The following is a 21,207-nucleotide window of genomic DNA, read 5'->3' as shown; positions in this document are numbered from 1 at the left end:
ATGGCAAATTATGGTATGGAAATTTGGCGACAGGACGGCAGTTTTTTTGCGTCGCCACAATATACCCCTATGGTATTGGTTAAAGTCATTGACTTGACCGTCACCGCACAGACTGGAGGAATAACACAAAGCTACGCAACGGGTATCCCATCGAGTCAACGAGCAATCCTTTTTATCAAGGCAACCTCAGACAATAAAGTCGGGGCACTGACATCATTAGAAATTAACAATTCTGAATGGGTGGCTAACGTCATACTAGATAATAGCACCCCCAGCGGAACTTATGGTTTCCGTTTGTATGTGTTTGGTAATTACGTTCCTAATCCTTCTGGCTGGGGCATTGCCTTCTATGATGCGTCAGGCAAATGCATCTATACGGGCACGTCATTGCCATTACAGATAAAACGGGTCGATAACATCAACGGACTTAGCGGTTTTTCTGCCGCTGCGTATTCCGGATTTTCGTATGCAGTGAATCAGCCGACTTCCCCGGGTGATCCCAACATTGGTGTGACGATTTTTTATAATTGGATGGGGGCGTCGGATGGAATCGCGCCAGTGGTTTATTTTGTTGCCCAATACAATGGCGGTGCGCCGGATTTACCTGTATCAATGACTAAGTCGCTTTATATAGAAACCCAATTTTATGACGATAACTATCAATTTTCACTTCAATAAGGTCAACGCATGGCATGGTATAAAGCAGGAACAATAAATGCTGAGGAAAGCTCAACTGTCGTGACAGGTACAGGGACGCAATGGGCCAATAATGTTTATGGTATCGGGCCTGGGCAGATTTTGCTGGTACCAGGTTCAGGTTCAGTTCGCGCTTATGAAATTCAAGCGGTTGACAGTAACACTCAGCTCAGGCTGGTAACTTCGCCGGGAGAAGCATTGACTGACCAGCCCTATGCGATACTCTCTTTTTACGTTGACTCCGTTCCTGATTTTGCCCGCCGCTTATCTGCTCAATTAGCATTTTATCAATCGCAATTGGACGGCTGGCAGCAGATTTTAACCGGGGCAGGGGACATTACACTGACCGCGCCGGACGGTACTCAAGTCACAATTAAAAGCATGGCCGAAATCACCGACTCTATTAATGATAAAATTGGCTCTGATGTTTTCAATACTGAGTTAGATAAAAAAGCTGATAAAACTGAACTTGATGGGAAAGCATCAGCGGGCGACAATTCCGACATTACATCCCTATCAGGACTTACGATCCCACTCAGTATTTCACAAGGCGGAACGGGCGACACGTCCAAAGGATTGGTTATTCTTAAAGAGACATCGTCTGGTTTATCAATTCCCAATACAACATTTAAGAAAGTGACCTTTTCTACGAAAGTTGTTGATACTGAAAATGCATACTCAAGCGGAAATTACACTGCCCCCAAAGAAGGTTATTACCTGTTCACAGCACACATAAGATTTTCAGGTCCGCCAGCCACGGCGAGCGTGTACCTTAAAATTGATAGCTCAACCTCTCCTAGTGCGCAGGCCGTTATAGGGCAGACATCAAAGGATTACTGGCCCATTGATATGATATTTGAACTAACATGTGCTGTATATTTAACACAGGGTCGGGCCGTATCTTTGTATGTTTATCAAGATAGTGGCTCTACTGTAACAAGCTCAGCTCACATCGATATGTCAATAATCCGCATTTATTAAACACTTCGTCGCCAATATCTTTTAATTAACTATGCTCCTTTTGCGGGGTATTGCTGGAGAAACCGATGTCAGTAGTTATTAGCGGCAAATTAATAGGGCCAAATGGTGACCCACGCGCAGGGGTAACCATTACCTTGCGTGCGGTGAAAACATCGTCGGCGGTAGTGCAGTACGCGCCATCTACTACTGAAACGGGCAGTGATGGCAGATATTCGCTAACGGCGCAAACTGGCAAGCATGAAGTCATTATAGAGGCGTACGGACAGCCGCCGGAGAAGGTTGGAACAATCACGGTTTTTAATGACTCCCTGCCCGGAACGTTGAACGATTACCTGACAACGCCGGGCGAGTCTGAAATCACGCCAGTGATAATACAAACTGTCGAAGAAATGCGAGCTGCGGCTAATGAATCTTCTGTTGCTGCTATTGCTGCCGCCGAACGCGCCGAGTCTGCCGCAACTTCTGCGATGGCTGCGGGACGTTTTTACGCTGACACGTCGACCGGTCTGGCCGCGACGTCCGCAGGAGATATTTTTGCCACGCCATCCAGCGATGTTCCGACCGATGGAATTACGTACTGGTTAAATGATGCCGGTTCCGCGACTGCTGTTTCTAAAACGGTGGGAGAAGCTTCTATAAGCAACCTCGCCACCTTGAACAAGCTGGCCGCTTATTCAAGTCCTGATTACGGTGGGGAATATGAACTAGCGCAAAGGCTTGTTCTAGCTGTGGTTGATGATCAGGGCAACATACTTCAAAAATTTGACGGAGATTTATTCACCTTCAAAAAGCCACTGACTGCGCCAGCGTTGATAGGGGACAGACTAGTTTTAGGCGGCGTAGATTTTACATCAGACTCAATACCTCCCGAATATTTCGTGCAAAATCTGATCCGTTATGCTGATGCGGCTAAGTTTCTTTCTTCCGACGAGTTCGGCGCAGCGGGAGAGTACGAGCTTTTCGGCAATGTTCAATCCATTCTCCTTGATGATGATAATAACATTATCGAGATGACGCGGGACGGCGTTAAAACCTATCTGCTGCCGATTGTGCTGAAAAATGCGACAATTGAGAAACTGACGGCGGGCGGGAAAGACATTGACTTAACTTCACTTCCCGATAGCGCGACATCAGAAAATATAACCGTTCTGTCGTCTCAGTCAAAATATATTGCCTCAACGGGAGAGTATGAGCTTAACAAAAAACCGTTTGTGCTTGTCGATAGCAATAAAAACATGCTTTTTGATGTTGAGGAATGGCTTAAGAAAAAATCGTTATGGGACGAGGCATATAAAGCATCCCAAACTATCCCGACTGTCGAAACCAATCCCCTAGCACCCTTCACAGTGACTGACAGTGCAGGTAAATCTCAAATTCGCGTTTATAACACGGATAATAACACCGAGACGACCATTACATCGGGTGACTCAAACGAGACTAACCCGCATATCGACGGGACCGAGCGCATAGTTTGGACCTCTGATCGGGCCGACAATGCGCCGGGCGGTCTATTTTACGCTAATAAAACAAACCTAATCCCGTATCCATATATCGCGAGGCTAAAATTAGTCGGTTGGGGGCATTCAATGATGGAAAACGCCCGCATGATGAATCGATTGCAGGAGCTGACCGGATTATACGCCTACAATTTCGGCCGCAGCTCTGCGCGGTCTGTGGCTGTTGCTGCGCGCCAGGGTGGCGACCCGGCTTATTATGTCCCGACCGCCGGCACCATTCCGGCAGACGTCCAGAACGTACCGCTGACGGCTAAAACTGGACAGTGGGCACAAGGGCCGTGCTTTCTTTATAATCCGGCCGAAGCCAACAGCATTGCCTGTACCTACGCGGGTATCCCTGGGACGTTTATCTGGGATGGCTCTGCGCCGTACTTTGCCCGCTCCGCCGCTGGGGATGCGGTAACGGTGACAGATATGACCCCCATCAATGTTATCCCGACGACAACGCAGCCCATCCCGAACGGTGCGCCGGCGGGAACGGTGTATTATGGGCATGATGAATGTATCAATATATTTTGGCTGGGCCGGAATAATATTGCTTACACCGATGAAATAATTGGCAATGCCGTTAACATGGTGAAGTACCTCAAGAGCATTGGTAAGCGTGTAGTGATATTGCCTGACTTTCCCGGGGCAACCGATACGACAGGAAGCACCGGAGCGGGGCAAGTTGCTTTATTGAATAATACGTTTAAGAAGCAATTCCCGGAATTCTATTGCCAGATTGATGGTGTTGATATGTTGCAGAACTTTATCAATCACCACAACCCAGATTACGCAGACGATGTTACTGATGTAACAAACGGCGTGACACCTCGCTCTCTTCGTTATGACTACTTACACCCCTCACAAGCGAAATCCAGTTCAATGGCGCCGGATTATGCCCTGTATGTGGGTGCCGAAGTAAACGCGGAATTTGTTTATAACTTTATGCAATTGAAAGGATGGGTCTGATGGCCGGAAAAATTGAGCAGTTAGTAGACGTCACTATCGACACGGGCGAGAAGCTTTATCGTGATTCTACGATGAATGCGGGTACTGTCGGCCCGTTTGATTTTGGTATTGCCTGGAGCGGCGGGAAAAAAGACGTGGCAGCAGGCGACACTATTAAAAGCCTTTCGTTTGAGAATTCCACAGGCTCATTCACAAAGGCGCACACCTACGCAAATGGCGGCATGGTTTGGCCTGGGCAGGCTGGTGATCAATTTACGCTCCCGGCTGTAATGGTTCCCGACATCACGACCGCTAAAGATTGGATGTATACGTTTTGGTTAAAAATATCTACCCTAGCTAATACAAGCACTAACAACAATATTTTCCTCGTCGGCGGCGGTCGGTCGGTAACTGCTGATAAAATTTGCGAGGTAAGACCTGTTGCTGCCTCCGGAGATTTGACGAATTTAGCGCGAACTCAGGTTGTTGTTCTTGGTGTCGACTTGTCTGTTGGCGCTGTCTTGAATGGCATTATGGGGGGCGGGGTTCATCAGGTTGCTGTGAGATGCAAAGTCGCATCTGATGGCACAACATTTATCTTTTACGTCTACCTCGATAACGCTTTAGTCTATACATCAGCATCGCAAACCTTCCCGTCCACGTTGCCGACATTGCCGCCTACTCAGCGTTATGTCGGCACTGATGCGGGCTATGCGGGGGCATTTACAGGGGCCGTATATCGCGCACGGCTAGACGTCCTGGACGGACTGGATATCACTGCTTCTGATGTATTGGCATCCGACTATGCTGCTAACGTTAGCCGGTTCAGCTGAGTCCCCCGATCCAATCCCCATTTCTTTCAATATGTTCCTGTACTAAGCAAAATTGATTGTTAATTGAGCTATTCACTTTCAACTAAGGTCGATCTATGCTGTATGTATGTACAGTATTTTAAGGCGAATGGTTATGCGTGAAATGATGGAGCAGGGGGTTGATTTGAATGCGCTAGTCAGCGCCAGCGCTGCTACTTACTACATGCGATCGGGTAGCAGCTCTGTTAATGCTGGCATCAGGGAAGGAGCGCTGTTGGTTGTTGACTGCTCTGTGAAGCCAGTCCACGGCAGCATAGTCATAGCAGCGGTGAATGGGCGCTATGTGATGCGCAGATTACTGCTGCGCGAGCGGCCAGCGCTGCAACACTTGGACAGATTGAATGATTTGATAGACGCGGAGTCGTTAGAGGATGAACAGGAGGGTGACGCGGCGATTTTCGGAGTGATCACGTATATCATCAACGACGCGCGGAAAAAGAAATTCGATGATAATCCGTGTATTTGAGTAGGTAGCCCGCTTCAAGCTGGCGGGCTAGCAGTGCATTAAGTTGACCATAAGTTTCACCAACAAAAGTTAACCCCTTCTCTGAGGAGTTTCTTAGGTACATAGTTATTTAAGCCGACATTATGACAATATTCAATCAGCCCGTTAATTGAATTGACGCCTATTTTTTCGTAAATTCTTAGTAACCTATTTTCGACAGTTCTATGAGAAATAATTAGTTTTAAAGCAATTTCCTTGGCTGAAAATTTCTGTATGGCATAAAATATTATCTCAAGTTCTCTTTCTGTGAAGATATCCACGGGAGGGTTAAGTGTTATAACTGAAGGCTTCAAGTTTGCAAAAAATTCAAAGGTAGAGAAAAAGCTAAACCTTTTGCAATAGCAAAGCGTTCCTAGTATTTGGTCGTCACCTCCATAAATTGGGAACTTATGACAATACCAAGGTTCTAAAAGTGAGTTGCGTGTAAAGTAGGAAGTGGTTATTATCTCTGCCCCTTGCGGGCTGGATTCAGCTTTTCTATCATGCGCCTTAAATTCTGGTGCCAGCTCAGACCAAGCGCATGGGAACTCCTCATCAAACCTTCCTTCATAATCATATTCCAACGGAATATTAGAAAAGTCAAGGCCAGCCCTGTTTATATACACAAATCGAGAATCATTACTTTTAATAGCCCATGCAATATCAGATTTCTCCATAAATTTTTTTAGGGGGAAATTGTTAAGCGACTCAAAAGTCAATCGGCTAGGTGACTCTAAGGTTTTTTTATCCATGGGACAGCCTCCATCGAATACTCCATTTTTTTTCAACCAAAAGCTACCATTACATAGTTATGCAAATTGGTAAAGAGTACATTCCCCCTAATTAAGTACGAATTTATTACCAGATTATCGAGCTAAAAATAAGAGAGGAGAGATATATAACTATTCAGTCAGCCGCGATGAATGGGCGCTATGTGATGCGTCGGTTGCTGCTTAGAGATCGGCCAGCGCTGCAACACCTGGACAGGCTGGACGATCTGATCGATGCGGAGTCATTAGAAAGTGAACAGCTCGGAGATCACGCGGCGATTTTTGGTGTGATTACATTCATCATTAACGATGCGCAGCCGAAAAAGTTTGATGACGACCCGTGCATATGAGGCGGGGTTCCGAAAATAGTCCGTCGAAGGTCCGAAGGTCATGCTAACTAATTGGAACTAAAGTAATTCGTTGATTCGTATTGGTAAGTGTTTTTTTGGGCTATTTGTCACATATCATATTGAAAAATAATGATATTTAGTGGTTGTTCCGTAAACAGGAATCGTATTCGGTCTTTTTTTATCCGATTGAAATACAGCGAAAATTTCGCTTTTGTCCAAAATTAACCGCATTATGTCCGATAACGCGATAATTGGATCGTACCATCACATATGCCTGATCACGAGAATCGAGGTATTTTTTGGTCATCGACCTGTGCTTATGTCCGAGTGATTTTTGTGCAAATTCATTTCAATTCTCCACAGCGTACAGCCGGCTTACAAGACTCCTTATCTCATGAATAGAAGGGGAATGGTTGCCAAATTGGACACCGCTCGATTCACTGGCTTCTGCAAATGCGCTGGTAATGGCATCAGGTAAAACCGAACCCGCTTTACTTTGTCCTTTTCTGACTGAAGAGCAAACGAGGTAACCAGTAGGATTTCCTTGCCGGCATGTTTCGATGACATCGCGCAGATTTATCCCGGCGGAACAACAGATTGAAATGAAAGTGCAGAATTAGCGACTTCGTCAATCGTCGGAGCTTACGGTGCAAGGGCTCAGTATGTTGGCCCGTCTACCACAGACGGTGTGATTATAGTGCAGACAGAGACTAACGGCGTTCCGTTGCTGATCCAACAAACGGCACTGACAGTCCCTGAGACCGCAGAGGATATAGCAGTCCAGGCACTTGCGGATAAGATTACCGCAAACGATAGCTCTATAACCTCCGATGCCGCTCTCGCTGCCGCTAAAGCTCTTTATGCTGCGAACGCGACATCATAGCGACTGTGCATTGTATTGTACTGTCCACCCATAAAAGATGTTTGGTGGACAAGATGACATACGCGACGCCTTGACCTTCTTGGCGTCGTGCACAATAAACAATGTAAATACAGTAAGTTACAAAAGAGTGAGGTAAAGGTATTCTTAATTATGTAAGTTTTTTATTGCATATCTTTACATTTAGATATGTAATGGCAAGAAACTTCTAATTATTAGCGGGTAAATTATGCGTTATATTAACGAATTGGAAGGCCTCAGGGGGATAATGGCTCTTTGGGTAGTTGTCGGACACAGCCTTGCAGGGTTGCCTTTAATGCATCCGCGTGTACCGCCTTCATTACTTAATATATACGCCGTTGATGTATTTATCATACTTAGTGGTTTTGTGATATTTTTTATGATTGATAATAAAAAACAATCATACCCGGTTTTTATCACGCAGCGTTTTTTCCGAATCTTTCCTGTTTATATTTTCGCGTTAATAGCTAGTGCAATTTTGATAGATTTTACAGAAGAAAGCTTAAATGTTCTTGCATTAAGTCCATTTACCGCAAGAAGGCTTGAAATAATCAACAATTATCAATCTAATCCAAGTCTACACTTTCTATTTCATTCATTACTTCTTCAAGGGATTATTCCTGAGAACTTTCTTCCAGATACAGCATATACTTTACTAGGGCAAGCGTGGAGCGTCTCAGTAGAATGGCAGTTCTACTTAATAGCTCCAGTTCTGTTCATGCTGATTAGGGGAATATACAATAAATACAACTGCTTGCTTTTATGTGTTATTGCATCTCTCATTATAATACTTAATGGGAACTTTGCGCACGGATTTATAGGAAAGAACCTATCTCTATTTTCGGTAGGTTTCGCAACGTTCTTTTTCTATAAAAACTATTCTGAAAGAATCACAGCTATACAACTTTTCTACCTTTATGCGGCGATATCTTTTATCTCTTTCCTGTTCTTGAGGAAAGGTATGATCCCTATATTTATATGGGCAACAGTCTTTTATTTTACGATTCTTAAACAGAAATATAATAATAATTCATTACTGGCATCATTTTTAGACAGTAAGCCCGTATTATTTTTGGGACGGATATCATACTCAATATACATGGTGCACATGATTCTATTATTTTTTGTTCTTCGCATTTGCCATGAAATTGACATGCCCTTATCTTTAAAATATTTCGTTGTTCCTTTGCTCACCATTGTGGTGTCAATTGGGGTATCTGCACTTACACACAAATACATCGAGAAGCCCATGATTAAGCTGGGGAAAAGACTAACGAGTAAGCAAAATAAAGCAACTCCTAGCAATATCATCCCGCAGTGATGTGTCTAGCCACTGCCTAATCGGTATTTCAGTAACCGCTTCATCCTTTCATGATGCGGTGATAACTAAATTACACTAAACGTCAGTGATATACATGCTTGAGCCATCCAGCCCATTTACACCCTTTAAATAGCGCGCTTATACTGTATGCATGTACAGTGTTTGAGGTGTTTAAAATGGGCTTTCCTTCTCCAGCGGCTGACTACGTTGAAGCGTCTCTAAGCCTGGACAAAATGTGCATCCATCGACCGGCGGCAACGTTCCTTATGCGAGCCAGCGAGGGATCTATCCGCCATGGCATACATCAGGGAAGTATTATCGTTGTTGACCGATCCCTCACGCCGGTTGACGGTAGCATTGTGGTGGCGGAGGTTGGGGGAGAGTATGCGCTTCGTCGCTATAAGCTGTACCCATCACGGGGGTTAGAGCGACTTGACTACCCTGGCAGACTGGAAGGGGTGGAAGAGCATGATGGGGTCGTTGGATTTGGCGTTGTCACATATGTACTGAATGATATGCGGACGGGCGAATTTGATGATGATCCGTGCATATAATGTTAAGCCCGCTCTGAAGTGGCGGGCTAGCAGTGCATTAAGTTGACCATAATTTTCACCAGCAAAAGTTAACACCTTCTCTGAGGAGTTTTTTTGGTACGTAATTATTCAATCCGACATTATGACAGTATTCAATTAGACCCTTTATCGAGTTGGTGCCGACTTTTTCATATATCTTTAATAACCTATTTTCAACAGTTCTATGAGAAATACACAGTATAGGTGCAATCTCTTTAGCGGGTATTTTCTGAATTGCATAAAAAATTATTTCTAACTCTCTTTCTGTGAAAATATCAACCGGAGAATTAAAGGTCAAAACTGAAGGTTTAAGGCTGCTAAAGAAGTCTTGGATAGATATATATGAAAACCTTTTAGCATAATAAATTGTTCCTAAAATCTCACCTGCGCAATTCTTTATTGGAAACTTAGGGGAATAGTATGGTGCAAGTTCATGATCTCTTCCGTAGTAAGTGGTAGAAATTATCTCAGTTCCGTTTGGGCTTAGCTCTGATTTCCTATCCTGTGCGGTAAATTCAGGCTCAAGGGGGGCCCAAAGGCAGGGGAATTCTTTATCTGTCCTCCCCTCATAGTTAAATTTCTCAGGGATATCCAAGAAATCTTTGCATGCATCGTTCATGTAGACATGGCGTGAATTAGTATCTTTGATGCCCCATGGAAGCGCTGAATGTTCAATTAATGATAGAACTGTAATATTATTTAAAGATTCTAACATTAACGGTTTGTTGCTTATTTTTGGCTTTTTCTCCATAATTGAGCCTCTATGAAATTGGAAGGTGCTAAAATAAATTGTCAAGGAGAGTAAAAATCACATTTTTACTCACTTTAGTAAAGAGTATATTCCCCCAATAATACAGGATGTTGATATCAGGTTGTAAAGCCATAAAATAGCACTGTAATTATTGTCGCTATGCCGAACGAAAAGTAATGGGTGCTATCGTGCTAACTTTCGGGCCGAATATCATGGTTTTTTGAAGTGCTGGGTTTGAAGTCGAGTCGAGGAATGCGATATATCGGTTGATCCGGGTTGGGACAATACTGAGACATGCAACCGTTCGCAAGCTACTGCAAGTTGTTGCATCTTTCAGCATCATGGGACGTGTGAGCGCGGCAGGATGCGGTAAGTTACTGTGTTACATGGTAGTTCTAGGAACTTCTAAGCCGTAGGTCACTGGTTCGAATCCAGTAGGGCGTACCAGTAAAAACAGTGGGTTACGTGATTTCAACTGTTCCTGTTGCCCGATAAGGTCAAGTAACGGTCTATCGCTTTGTTCGCTTAACCCAATCATCGTAGACGCATTCCGCCAGTTCTTGCCAATCTTCCGGCGCTGGCCCCTCAGAACGCAGCGCTGCCGTGTAAGCGGTTATCGTTGTCAACACCTCACGGTAATATCCAGCTGAGCATGGCGCGTTGGTCGGCAGGGATAGGTAACCTCTTCTTCGCCTGCTTTTAGACCTGGTTTTATTAAAGTTCGTATTTCAACCAACCCATGAGTAAGTTTTAACTGATAAGTTGTCCGCTTTGGGCCCATTAATTTAGATTAAATATGGGATTGTCAGTGCTCGTATTTCAATATGCGAGCGCTTTTTGCGTCAACCTATCTCTATCTGCCGCTTTGGATTTAATGTATAAAAATCAATTAGATGAAATATCTATTATATCTTTATACTCATCCATGATACGGCAGAAGTCATTTGCAATCGCCCGGCGACCGGGCGTAATTATGATTATTGTCGTTCGTGATGGTTTGCATATTCCGCGTAATAGCCATTCCCATCAATACTGTCTGGCGAAGGTGTCACGAAGTATCCAGCGCCGGACTTTTCCAAAGACTTGAAGGGGTAGAACTTCCCGTTTCACGGATGCTTTATCATGTCGCCAGCGGCTAATGGTCAGGTTTTCTTTTTCTCCGGCCTTACTCTCATTCACCTGGTTATATGCGTCGCTTCTTTACGAACGCTCCGATGACCTGCACAGTAAATGGATACCGCCGGGAGGCAACACGCCGAGCTGTTCGGTTTGTAACGGAGTGAGGGAGGGCGGTTGCTGCCGCTACCTTCGCGCTACATCCTGTGCTCAATTTCGTCAATGCCGCGTCAATCTTTCTTGCTATTAGCCGGTCCACATCGTACTTTGCTTTTGTCATTGCATAATGCTCACCACGTTCCCGCATCCTGCGTGATTTTGAATTTTCCTTATGCCTCTTCACGATGACCTGAACCATGCTTACCACCTACAATTAGCTTTGCTGGTATGGTGACCGCGCTGATCTCCAGCGCCTCCTTTAAAGCAAATTTCTCTGTTATTTGGCAGGCACGTGACCCCGACAAAGTCGCTAAAAGGGAGCCTACATTCCCGTTCTCGGCACATCAGCTTGCACATTCACATCACCCCAAAGCCTATTTGGCTTTGGTTAACGTATAAGGGCTGGCAAAACTGTCAAAGTTCTGGGGTGAATGAGGTCGCTGCATAAAATCTCTTTACGATCGTAAAAATTGATATATTTTAATAAAAATGAAGATTACGTCAGAAACCTCACGGGACAATCAAGCCTCGGCAATTTGTCGGGGCTTCTTTATTACACAGGTACCAGCATTGTGAAAGGGTCTAATACCAGTGCTCTTTCCTGTGGTGAATGTGCAGGCTGATGCGCTGAGACGTCAAAATAATGTCTGTCGTGTATGACCGGCTTTGGTTCGCCATAGGGTTCTGTCAGGATAACCCGGCGAGAAATCATCAATGCCGGGTTTAGTCCAGCACCGGACGCTACACTCCCGCATGATTGGCATTAAGACCTGCACATATAAGCCACGGCCTGGATGCCGTGCTGTCAACATCCACTGCTACTAGGTTCCGGCGATTTTCCCTCAGTGTGCTGGCTAATGGTGGCATTATTGTTTTGCTGCACTGATATCTTAGGCTGCGGTAATTTTGAGAAGGAAGGCAGCGGAACAGTCGTATGCAACGCTGGATGACCGTTAAGGCGTTTTAACATTTTTTTTAGGTAAAGCGGTTTATAACTTTCTACTTGGGTTAATCCTGACACAAGTCTATATGTTACCTTTCTACATTTAGGAATGATTTTTACTGAAGAACCATCATCAAGAATAATTTCCGTTTTTGCCATGGCTTTCATGATTTTGACTAAAGAATCTGTGGTAACGCTACCAGAGTCCATGATATCGTTAGCCGCTGTGTTGCATAAATATTCCCTTTCGGAAAGGGACACCCCCAAAACCCAACGTGGCATTTTTATCACCTCCGAAGAAAAAAATAAACTTAAATGATTTCTGTGAGCGATAATTTAAAAAATCGCTCATTTAAGTATGCATTTATTTCAAAGATTAAATATTCAAATTTTGAGTTTCAGTACGCCGATGTTACCCTGCCTGCTTCAGGGTCGGTTTCTGCTTGTTCTCACCCACACATAGCACCAACCGCGAACACGGGAGGTGGACCATGCAAAATATGAGCAGACTAATGACAGCGGCCGCGTGCGGCGCTTCAGCTGAAACCGTGGCTAACGGCGTGTTGACGAAATTCAGTCCCGATGAATGGAACGCCATAGGCATTATTGCCGGCAGTGTAGGTGCTGGATAAACGCTGGCTATTGATACCTTTTTTAAGTGGCGCGACAGCAGGGCATTACGAAAAGCATTAGTGAGGCGTGATTAACCCATTATTCCCAATACCCATCCGGAACGATGACAATGGCGCTATCACTTGCATTGCGAAATAAGCCCATTGCCGCCGCCGGTGCGGGATAGATGGCGATAGTCATCATTTTTCTTGGCGGCAGGGATGGTGTAGGGAGCGAGTTTACTAACGTTAGCCGGTTCAGTTAGTTGAGTGGTGCTACAGCGCATCTTTATATGGCTAATTCATACCACCCCACAAACAAAGTGGTATGAGAATCATTGCCATAATGGCGATCCGCACTGGCAGCATACCAAGAATTTTTGTTATGCCAATCCTTTGATCTGAAGGCTAATCTTCTTCGTGATGAATGAGGGCCATGATTGCTGTGTCCGACAGTGTAACGAAAACGTGAGGAGATATTTTTTATTGTGTCCTAAATATACCATGTGGTTTGTGTGGGAAATAGACAATTATGTTTATGTAAAACATGTTCTCGTTAGCATTCAATACGTTACATCATTACGGCAGAGCGCTTGTTTGTTAAGCTAATCACGTTCCCATTTAGCTGATTTATACCTACGTATGTACAGTATTTTGGGGCGAAGGGTTATACGTGAAATGATGGAGCAGGGGTTGTTTTGAGCGCGTTAATCAGCGCTAGCGCAGCAACGAATTACATACGCCCCGGCAGCAGCGCGGTTAATGCTGGCATTAGGGAAGGGCGTTGTTGGTTGTTGATTGTTCTGCAATGTTGATCCGCAGCACATAGACAAAGCCGTGGTGAATGGACGCTATGCGATGCGCCGGCTGCTGCTGCGGGAGCGGCCAGCGCCTCAACATGTGGACAGGCTAAATGATTTGATAGATGCGGAGTTATTAGAAAACGAACAGCGGGGAGGTGATGCAGCGATTTTTGGCGTGATCACGCATTATTAACGGCGTGAGAATAAAGAGATTTGATGAGGATCCGTGCATTTGAGTAGGTAGCCCGCTCCAAGTTGGCGGGCTAGCAGTGCATCAAGTTGCCCATAGTCATTACCAGCAAAAATTTACGCCTTCTCTGAGGAGTTTTTTAGGTACGTAATTATTCAATCCGACATTATGACAGTATTCTATCAGACCATTAATTGAGTTAGTATCGCTCTTTTCATAAATTCGCAGTAATCTATTTTCTACCGTTCTATGAGAAATAAATAATTTAGGTGCTATTTCTTTTGCAGAAACTCTTTGAATGGCGTAAAAAATAATTTCAAGCTCTCTCTCAGTAAACAGATCTGTCGGCGGAGTCAGTGATATAACGGAGGGTTTCAAATCATTGAAAAAGTCGCCAATTGATACGTAATTAAATTTTTTAGCATAATATACTGTCCCTAGGATTTCATTGTCTTTATTTCTTACGGCAAATTTAGGTGAGTAATAGGGTTCAAAGATTCGTTCGCGCCAGTAATGTGAAATTGAAATAATTTCAGCTCCATCTTGACTTAGTTCTGCTTTACGATCTTGGGCCGTGTATTCTGATTCCATTGCAGCCCATTCGCAGGGAAATTCGGAATCTTTTTTTCCTTCATAATCGAAATCTTTAGGAACATTTAAGAAATCCATGCAGCGTTTGTTCATATAGATGTAACGGGATTCTGTATCTTTAATAGCCCAAGGTATAGATGCGTGATCCAGCATTGTTTTAATTGAAAGTTTATCAAGAGTGTCGATGGTTAAAGATCTATTCGGGTCTGGGGAGCTGTCCTTCGCCATGATACATTCTCCTATGAGATTTTAATCATACGTTAGAAACCTGAGAGTAAAAAATCCCATGTTCATCAACTTAAGTAAAGAGTACATTCCCCCAATAATGCAAGATATTGATATCAGGTTATCAAGCTAAAAATTAGGACTATCATTCTTGATGCTATATCGATTGAAAGGGGATGGGTGATATCGTGCTAGCTTTCGGGCTAAAGACTATGGTTCTTCAGAAGGTTGGATTTGAAGTCGAGTCTAAAAATGTGATGAATCGCTTGATCAGGAGGTTGGCCAATGCTGAGGACACCCAACAGTCTGCAAGCAACTGTAAGTTATTGCATCTTTCTGCATCATGGGATGTATATGCGGCAGGATGCGGTAAGTTGAAGTGTTAAGGGAAGATCTAGGAACTTCTAAGCCTTATGTTACTGTAGCGAGTCCAGTAGGGCGTATCGTTTGTTAACTAAAAATCACGTCAGCCTCCATTTGGTCATTGTTTTCATTTTGGGGTTTTTGAGTCGACAACGCTAAGCACTTTATTTGCTCACAGCCGGGATAGGCGTGCCGTGAAGACGATGCTATGCCTCAATAGGGATGAATACTCCACATAACGGCTTTTCGCATCGCGATTGCGGCGCACCTGACACGCTGTTTCATTCGACGCCACGCCCTATCGCCGCGTCTCGCTGGTTTTAATGAACTCGCAGATTCCCACGGTGGGTCAGAGTGGCGGCCACGGTGAGCACCTTTACCGATGTAAGGGGGCGAATTATCCGCTCGGAGAAGTATCGCAAAAAGAACGGGATCCAACGCGTTTTGCTACACAGCGAGGTCGTGGGGTTTAGCAGGGAATATACGTGTCCATGACAGTGTGCTCCGGGATATTTGAAAAACCCCCTTTTTTTGAATTATAATCCCATTCTGATGGAATGGGTTGCAGTGCATGCGATCTCAAAAATTACCAGCAAAAGTTAACGCCTTTTTTAAGAAGTCTTTTAGGGACATAATTATCCAATCCCTCAGCATGGCAATAGTCAATCAACCCCTTTTGTGAGTTAATTCCTATTTTTTCGTATATCTTGAGCAGTCTATTTTCAACTGTCCTATAAGATAGGGTAAGCCTTTGTGCTATCTCTTTGGAAGGCAGTTTCTGTATTGCGTAAAATATTATTTCTAATTCTTTATCAGTAAAAACGTCCGTTGGGGGCGTTAAATTGATGACGGAAGGTTTGAAGTTTTTGAAAAAATCCCCAATGGAGACGAAACTGAACTTTTTAGAATAGGATAGATTTCCTAAAACCTGGCCCTCACCGTTATGTATTGGGAATTTATGGCAGTAATACGGTTCTAGGATAGAGCTCCGGCCGTAATAGGATGTGACGATAATTTCAGCCCCCGACGCTGTGCTTTCGGCTTTCCTATCATGCGCCTTGAATTCAGGCGCAAACTCTGACCAAGGACATGGGAACTCCTCGTCTAATCGTCCCTCGTAGTCATAAGCGAGGGGGATATTATGAAAATCTTCCGATGCTTTATTCATATACACAAAGCGGGAATCTGTACTTTTGACCAACCATGGTATAGATGAGCTCTCAAGAAATGAAATTAGGGGTATGTGCGTAAGAGATTCATTTGTAAATAATACGCCGCCTTCCATAATCGCCTCCTGGCAATAGCTTCCGGTATCATCAATAAAAATTACATAAATTTTCAGGCAAAAAAAGAGTAACGCATCGCATTTTTTAAAATTAACATTTTTACAAGCAGAAGATATAAGTGTTTACCCTAAAAAGGTTACGCCGAGAGCTAGGCGGTATGGGCGATAGGCGGAAGAATAATGAGTCACCTTGTGTCGCGCCGTCATACGCAAAAGCGCAGGTGAAAAACCATGACGGCAAAAAAAGGATACTCAGCAGGCGGGGTAAGGGGATAAATAACAATGGGTTAAAAAATGAACGGTGCCATTAAGCAGGGGGGCGGTGGGATGAATACAAAGAGGGAACCATTTGTAAGCAATCGCTGACGCCAGAGTTGACTTGATCAATTATTTTCTGGTCGTATTTTGGGACAGGGCCGAAAATGGATCTTTTGGCCTATCGCCTAGGATGGATTTATGACCTTACGAGGAGTGAGGATAGCAACTGTGTTAGATCTCTCTCGGGAAATCTTTCGTATAAAAATCTCTTAAAAATAACAGATTAGACGCTTGTCATCTGAATAAAAAATTTCCTTATTATGATAAAGTCGTCAATAAAACACCAGATATAAAAATCAGGCGTTACTATATCGATTAGTTAACTTAAAATTAGTGTTGTCATGCTCTAAGCATCAAGGTGGGTTGAAAAGATATCCACAAAGGTTCCTTTTGGTATTCAGAACGGTTCTAAGTTAGTAAGAATACGAGAAGGAATTATAACGGCCTATTTTTGGCCTCGCCGCTCCGACTAAATTTTATTGGATCTCATGAAAAGGACGGTCCGGGTTGGCAATAATTGTTACACTCAGTAGTGTAAGGACCAGGTTTATACCTAAGAAAAGCAGCGAAGTCGTTTCTCACTAAACCTAAACCATTGCCTAAATAAGTGATACCAGCTAGGTAAGACGACATGCCTGGCTCACACAACATTTTTATTGACCTAGTCAGGGATTTTCGTGTTTCTGTTTCCGAGTTGTTGCTAGTAATGTAATATTAAACAGCATTGATTTTTATTAAGGAAATAGGCGCATGTTTTTGTTATGAAGAGCTATTCGAGATAACGTTAATAGACTGCTGCGACGACGTGTTGATTAAATGAAAGACTAGAGCCCGCATTATAAATGCGGGCTTATAGCATCGTAATCACTTAAGCACATTACCAGCAAAAGTCCACGCCTTCTCTGAGGAGTTTTTTAGGTATGTAATTATTCAATCCGACGTTATGGCAATATTCAATAAGCTCATTTACTGAACTGACTCCTATCTTATTGTAAATCCTTAGCAATCGGTTCTCCACGGTTCTATGAGAAATATGTAATCTTGGCGCAATCTCCTTCGCGGGCATGCGCTGCATGGCGTAGAATATGATTTCAAGCTCCCTGTCGGTGAAAGTATTAACGGGCGGGTTAAGCGTTAGCACCGAAGGCTTTAAACTTGAAAAAAAATCAAAAATTGAAAGGAAGTTGAACATTTTGGCAGTGTAAAGTATACCCATAGCCACGCCTTCACTATTTAATAGTGGTGACTTGGAGCATAAGCACGGTGCTAAAATGGACTGTCTACCGTAATAGGATGTTTGGATAACCTCCGTCATTCCTCTATTTTTTTCTGCCTTCCTATCATGTGTTTGTAATTCAGGCTCTAATTCAGACCAGGGGCAAGGGAATTCCCTGTCTAACCTGCCTTCTACATCAAAATCATTTGGGACATTGAAAAAATCTTTTGAAGCACTATTCATATAAACGAACTTTGATTCTGTATCTTTAATTCCAAATGGCAGTGGTGAGTTTTCAAGGAAAGATAATAGCGGGATGTTATTCAAGGATTCCACAGTCAGACATGTTTGTGAATGCGGGGTTTTATCGTCCATAGGGTCATCTCCTTTGACTTCTCCGTTAGTTTGAATATTGACGCAACTATGAATATCACATGATTAATCCCTATAGTAAAGAGTATATCCCTCCGCTGATGTAAGATGTTGGTGTTAAATTATCGTGATAATGATTTTTGTGGGAGGATTTGAAGGCATGGGCATAGCCAGGTGACGGCGGCGAAGAGTCGATTTGCATGCTGGGCTAGAATTGCTTTAAAGCGTATTGCGAGTTGGCGGCGGGGCAAGGAAAGGTCGATAACATCTCGGGGACGTAGGGCGTCACAACAATATGACATGCAGCGGTTTGCAGGTTGCTGTAAGGCGTTGCCACTTCTTGCAATAAACAAACTGCCAGCGTGACAGTATGCGGTGTGTTACCGTTTGAATATAAACTTAAAAACGTCTAAGCCGTCAGCCGCTAGATTGAACTCAACCGAGCGTAGCAATGAATATCATGCACTGACAAACTTCCCCCTGCCTGGTTTTGAGGATGCAGCTTTGGGGCATTTTCATGAATCATTTTTCTCTTTGCCTAGTGGGCTGGTTTATTGATATTGCGCCTCACGAATAGTCAATCCTTTATTCCTCGACGCTATTGCTAGCAGCGCACAACCGCTAAGCATACGATAACGTGCGTCCAATCGCCATTAACGGGCAAGGCAGGTCAAATGCGCGTCATGTTCTTCCTCTACAGCGTTTATTGCCTGGGACGCCAATACAGCGAATGTTTAGCGGCGTGATTCGCCTCAAGCCCAGTGGAAAAGAGATTGACGCAGCTAGCGCTTGAGATGGAAAATGGAATAGTTTTCATAGAGTTGAAAGGTTCCGTGCTTATCTCAAATGTTTTTCTTCCCGATTTTGAAGATATGAAAAATGCACTTGATAATGCTGGGCGAGATATCGGAATCCATACTGAATTTTACCAACCCCTCGGTGTGTTTTCACTCTATTTGCAAAAAGAAATTCATGCAAACGCTCAAGGTATTGAGCCGCTGCCCAAAGACTATATTAGCAATCATCAATTACTCGATATTTTATCCATGGCTTTCAACTCAACCGATGATCTAGGGAAAGTCTGTTGCGTGGTTTTAATCAAAGACATTCTAGACAACGACAAAGAGGTGTCAGCGCGTAAGAAAGAATTTGACTCGCTTGTAGAAGAGCTAAACGCCTATCTGCCTTTGCTGTCCTCAAACGAAACGAGTGATGACTCAGACCATTAATAGACAGTCAAAAAAACTTGATGGACTGGCGGTGCGGGACACAACTATTTTAGGGTGTAATCAGCAGAAGTCAAATTCTGCCTAAGCGGCTTGTGAGCGACATAATATATTGGTTTGGCATTGTGCCGATACTCTATTGAGTTGCTTAACTTTGTTCGCCAGTTTTATCCTGCATTCCCAGATAGGCCTTTTCGCTTAAATGAGGTGCCGTCGACGATTTGTCTGCGCTCTGATTTTACGGCATCCGCGAATGCCATAAAATGTATCTTTAATCTTCTCGCGTCGGAACAGTTTCAGAGAATAAGCGCCAGGGTGAAAAGAGGTAGGTCGTAGCAGGAATGCAGCATCAAATTAGTATCATTCGCTTATTGTTAGCCCTCTTTCGTGGAGAACATGACAAAGTCTATAATAAGGGATTCGGTGCCATTGCCTGGCGCAAGTCAAAATATTTATCAAATGACAATGATACTGCTAGCTCCACCCGCCGGTTTTACTCAGTTATTCTTCAGGGTAAAAACATTCGATTGCCAGCATGTTATTTTTTGCATCTCTATAAACAATAGAGCGGTGATGATATACCATTGTCGCAGTTGAACCATCACTGAAGGTGAGATGCGTTTGTCGTATCGCCATCAAGACGCTGGCGAGAGCTTTAGTCGTAAGCGAACCGCTTGACTGGATCTCCTCCACGGCGAAATCTAACAGTGCCGTTTGTATAGAGCGTTCTAGCCTAGCGAGTTCAGAAGGCATACTTTTCATCTCCCAGTGAAATTGCAAGTCTGAGGCGAATAAATGCTATTTATTGACCGCAGTCGTCTGTGTGCTGAGCGTGCGAGCGGCATTGAAGCCTTGCTGATCATAGCAATATCCTTCACCTCGTGTAGGTATCCCGTTTCTGGGTGCCATTAAAAGTATGGCTAAAAGTCGGTACTGGTCGCAGGTCGGGTGGCGCTGAGTTACGGTCATGTAACATGGCGAACATCGTCATAAATAATGGTTTTATCAGTCATGGCGCTACTGTTGAAAATCCCCTCGACAAGAAAGATGTTCATTAATGAACATCGATTTTTCCGTTATCATGATTGTCGTTAAACCAACGTGAGTCGTGATTTTAACTCATTTCCCAATGGAGGTATGTCAAAGAACTGATATGCAATGGCCGTCATTTTTCCCATACAACGCATCCTCAAACAAGGTTTATCGTGTTTATCCTTATCGCTTCTCAAAAGCAACGTGGCACAATGCTGTTCGCGTTAGATGTCAGGCTAAATCAGTTCAGCCAGCTAAAACTTGCAAAAATAGCCTATCTGGTAAGCCGATATACTTTTTTTATGCAGAAATTGCAGATGAAATACATGTGCAATGTGATTGCAGGCGGAAGCTGCTTGCCGGCTATCAACATGGACACACCGTGCTGACGATATTTTCAAGGCCTGCATGTTGAGGCTACAATGATTAAAGACATTCTTTCCGCCAACGAGAGCCAAATTCGCGTGTAGTGAATTATTATGCTTGAGATGAAATCTAATGATGTCGTATTTGAAGGTTATAAAAAGAGATGAATTAACAAACGTGGATTGAACGACTAATGTTTTATCTATTGTGAAGTTAGTAACGCTGGTCGATATTTAAAAGAAT

The 21,207-nt window shown here is 43.7% G+C and carries 17 protein-coding genes; 10 read left to right on the top strand and 7 right to left on the bottom strand.

What is annotated here, in order from left to right:
• The 5 genes from SANT_RS14670 (at window position 1) to SANT_RS14650 (ending at window position 5,465) form a co-directional block, all read left to right on the top strand.
• The gene (locus tag SANT_RS14670; protein ID WP_025423028.1) at window positions 1-678 is read left to right on the top strand and encodes a hypothetical protein; all 678 of its coding nucleotides are present in this window, start codon (window positions 1-3) and stop codon (window positions 676-678) included.
• Between the two features lie 9 nt (window positions 679-687).
• Window positions 688-1,677 (top strand): hypothetical protein, encoded by a 990-nt coding sequence (locus SANT_RS22970; RefSeq protein WP_148296301.1) that lies wholly within the window; start codon window positions 688-690, stop codon window positions 1,675-1,677.
• A gap of 65 nt (window positions 1,678-1,742) precedes the next feature.
• Window positions 1,743-4,148: a prophage tail fiber N-terminal domain-containing protein gene (locus SANT_RS24210; protein WP_025423026.1), complete on the top strand. Its 2,406-nt coding sequence runs from the start codon at window positions 1,743-1,745 to the stop codon at window positions 4,146-4,148.
• Window positions 4,148-4,960, top strand: a complete 813-nt coding sequence (locus SANT_RS14655; protein WP_025423025.1) for a hypothetical protein — start codon at window positions 4,148-4,150, stop codon at window positions 4,958-4,960. Before SANT_RS24210 ends, SANT_RS14655 begins: the two co-directional genes overlap by 1 nt.
• 133 nt (window positions 4,961-5,093) lie before the next feature.
• Window positions 5,094-5,465 carry a S24 family peptidase gene (locus tag SANT_RS14650; RefSeq protein ID WP_025423024.1) on the top strand — a complete coding sequence of 124 codons (372 nt, stop codon included), beginning with the start codon at window positions 5,094-5,096 and terminating at the stop codon, window positions 5,463-5,465.
• 56 nt (window positions 5,466-5,521) lie between these two features.
• Here the strand turns inward: SANT_RS14650 and SANT_RS14645 are convergent, their stop codons facing one another.
• Window positions 5,522-6,235: a helix-turn-helix transcriptional regulator gene (locus tag SANT_RS14645; RefSeq protein ID WP_025423023.1), complete on the bottom strand. Its 714-nt coding sequence runs from the start codon at window positions 6,233-6,235 to the stop codon at window positions 5,522-5,524.
• Window positions 6,236-6,420: 185 nt separating this feature from the next.
• Here SANT_RS14645 and SANT_RS14640 point away from each other — a divergent pair, with 185 nt between their 5' ends.
• From SANT_RS14640 to SANT_RS14625, 3 genes are all read left to right on the top strand, one after another.
• The gene (locus SANT_RS14640) at window positions 6,421-6,603 is read left to right on the top strand and encodes a hypothetical protein (RefSeq protein WP_148296300.1); all 183 of its coding nucleotides are present in this window, start codon (window positions 6,421-6,423) and stop codon (window positions 6,601-6,603) included.
• A gap of 1,109 nt (window positions 6,604-7,712) precedes the next feature.
• Window positions 7,713-8,825, top strand: a complete 1,113-nt coding sequence (locus SANT_RS14630; protein ID WP_025423020.1) for an acyltransferase family protein — start codon at window positions 7,713-7,715, stop codon at window positions 8,823-8,825.
• 176 nt (window positions 8,826-9,001) lie between these two features.
• The gene (locus tag SANT_RS14625; RefSeq protein ID WP_025423019.1) at window positions 9,002-9,379 is read left to right on the top strand and encodes a S24 family peptidase; all 378 of its coding nucleotides are present in this window, start codon (window positions 9,002-9,004) and stop codon (window positions 9,377-9,379) included.
• Window positions 9,380-9,434: 55 nt separating this feature from the next.
• Here SANT_RS14625 and SANT_RS14620 read toward each other — a convergent pair whose 3' ends face one another.
• Together SANT_RS14620 and SANT_RS24200 are read right to left on the bottom strand one after the other, a co-directional pair.
• Window positions 9,435-10,148 (bottom strand): PAS and helix-turn-helix domain-containing protein, encoded by a 714-nt coding sequence (locus tag SANT_RS14620; protein ID WP_025423018.1) that lies wholly within the window; start codon window positions 10,146-10,148, stop codon window positions 9,435-9,437.
• 2,080 nt (window positions 10,149-12,228) lie between these two features.
• Window positions 12,229-12,648: a hypothetical protein gene (locus SANT_RS24200; protein WP_148296299.1), complete on the bottom strand. Its 420-nt coding sequence runs from the start codon at window positions 12,646-12,648 to the stop codon at window positions 12,229-12,231.
• Between the two features lie 209 nt (window positions 12,649-12,857).
• Between SANT_RS24200 and SANT_RS24510 the strand changes: the two genes are divergently transcribed.
• On the top strand, window positions 12,858-12,998 hold the full coding sequence (locus SANT_RS24510; RefSeq protein WP_237234617.1) for a phage holin: 141 nt from the start codon (window positions 12,858-12,860) through the stop codon (window positions 12,996-12,998).
• A gap of 1,074 nt (window positions 12,999-14,072) precedes the next feature.
• Here the strand turns inward: SANT_RS24510 and SANT_RS23470 are convergent.
• The 3 genes from SANT_RS23470 to SANT_RS14595 all read right to left on the bottom strand — a co-directional run bounded on the left by SANT_RS23470 (window position 14,073) and on the right by SANT_RS14595 (window position 18,343).
• Window positions 14,073-14,789, bottom strand: coding sequence for a helix-turn-helix transcriptional regulator (locus SANT_RS23470; RefSeq protein WP_025423016.1), 717 nt, complete (start codon window positions 14,787-14,789; stop codon window positions 14,073-14,075).
• A 946-nt stretch (window positions 14,790-15,735) separates the two neighbouring features.
• A complete protein-coding gene (locus tag SANT_RS14600; RefSeq protein WP_025423014.1) occupies window positions 15,736-16,434 on the bottom strand; it encodes a helix-turn-helix transcriptional regulator in 699 nt (232 codons plus the stop codon).
• A gap of 1,195 nt (window positions 16,435-17,629) precedes the next feature.
• The gene (locus SANT_RS14595; protein WP_025423013.1) at window positions 17,630-18,343 is read right to left on the bottom strand and encodes a helix-turn-helix transcriptional regulator; all 714 of its coding nucleotides are present in this window, start codon (window positions 18,341-18,343) and stop codon (window positions 17,630-17,632) included.
• Window positions 18,344-19,113: 770 nt separating this feature from the next.
• On the opposite strand from SANT_RS14595, the gene SANT_RS14590 reads away from it, so the two are divergent.
• On the top strand, window positions 19,114-19,569 hold the full coding sequence (locus SANT_RS14590; RefSeq protein ID WP_148296298.1) for a hypothetical protein: 456 nt from the start codon (window positions 19,114-19,116) through the stop codon (window positions 19,567-19,569).
• Between the two features lie 498 nt (window positions 19,570-20,067).
• Here the strand turns inward: SANT_RS14590 and SANT_RS24195 are convergent, their stop codons facing one another.
• A complete protein-coding gene (locus SANT_RS24195) occupies window positions 20,068-20,319 on the bottom strand; it encodes a hypothetical protein (RefSeq protein WP_148296297.1) in 252 nt (83 codons plus the stop codon).
• Between the last annotated feature and the right edge of the window lie 888 nt (window positions 20,320-21,207).

This window comes from Sodalis praecaptivus (genome assembly GCF_000517425.1).
In the GTDB taxonomy this organism is placed as follows: Bacteria; Pseudomonadota; Gammaproteobacteria; order Enterobacterales; family Enterobacteriaceae; genus Sodalis_A; species Sodalis_A praecaptivus.
Note: the sequence above shows the minus strand (reverse complement) of the source record. Positions and strands in the feature narration are given on the sequence as shown.

What these genes read in the sequence shown, in the direction of transcription:
- SANT_RS22970 (WP_148296301.1), top strand. Translation starts at nt 688, where the DNA reads ATGGCATGGTATAAAGCAGGAACAATAAATGCTGAGGAAAGCTCAACT.
- SANT_RS14650 (WP_025423024.1), top strand. Translation starts at nt 5,094, where the DNA reads ATGCGTGAAATGATGGAGCAGGGGGTTGATTTGAATGCGCTAGTCAGC.
- SANT_RS14620 (WP_025423018.1), bottom strand. Translation starts at nt 10,148, where the DNA reads ATGGAGAAAAAGCCAAAAATAAGCAACAAACCGTTAATGTTAGAATCT.
- SANT_RS14630 (WP_025423020.1), top strand. Translation starts at nt 7,713, where the DNA reads ATGCGTTATATTAACGAATTGGAAGGCCTCAGGGGGATAATGGCTCTT.
- SANT_RS14595 (WP_025423013.1), bottom strand. Translation starts at nt 18,343, where the DNA reads ATGGACGATAAAACCCCGCATTCACAAACATGTCTGACTGTGGAATCC.
- SANT_RS24210 (WP_025423026.1), top strand. Translation starts at nt 1,743, where the DNA reads ATGTCAGTAGTTATTAGCGGCAAATTAATAGGGCCAAATGGTGACCCA.
- SANT_RS14670 (WP_025423028.1), top strand. Translation starts at nt 1, where the DNA reads ATGGCAAATTATGGTATGGAAATTTGGCGACAGGACGGCAGTTTTTTT.
- SANT_RS24200 (WP_148296299.1), bottom strand. Translation starts at nt 12,648, where the DNA reads ATGCCACGTTGGGTTTTGGGGGTGTCCCTTTCCGAAAGGGAATATTTA.
- SANT_RS24510 (WP_237234617.1), top strand. Translation starts at nt 12,858, where the DNA reads ATGCAAAATATGAGCAGACTAATGACAGCGGCCGCGTGCGGCGCTTCA.
- SANT_RS14625 (WP_025423019.1), top strand. Translation starts at nt 9,002, where the DNA reads ATGGGCTTTCCTTCTCCAGCGGCTGACTACGTTGAAGCGTCTCTAAGC.
- SANT_RS14600 (WP_025423014.1), bottom strand. Translation starts at nt 16,434, where the DNA reads ATGGAAGGCGGCGTATTATTTACAAATGAATCTCTTACGCACATACCC.
- SANT_RS23470 (WP_025423016.1), bottom strand. Translation starts at nt 14,789, where the DNA reads ATGGCGAAGGACAGCTCCCCAGACCCGAATAGATCTTTAACCATCGAC.
- SANT_RS14640 (WP_148296300.1), top strand. Translation starts at nt 6,421, where the DNA reads ATGCGTCGGTTGCTGCTTAGAGATCGGCCAGCGCTGCAACACCTGGAC.
- SANT_RS14645 (WP_025423023.1), bottom strand. Translation starts at nt 6,235, where the DNA reads ATGGATAAAAAAACCTTAGAGTCACCTAGCCGATTGACTTTTGAGTCG.
- SANT_RS14655 (WP_025423025.1), top strand. Translation starts at nt 4,148, where the DNA reads ATGGCCGGAAAAATTGAGCAGTTAGTAGACGTCACTATCGACACGGGC.
- SANT_RS24195 (WP_148296297.1), bottom strand. Translation starts at nt 20,319, where the DNA reads ATGCCTTCTGAACTCGCTAGGCTAGAACGCTCTATACAAACGGCACTG.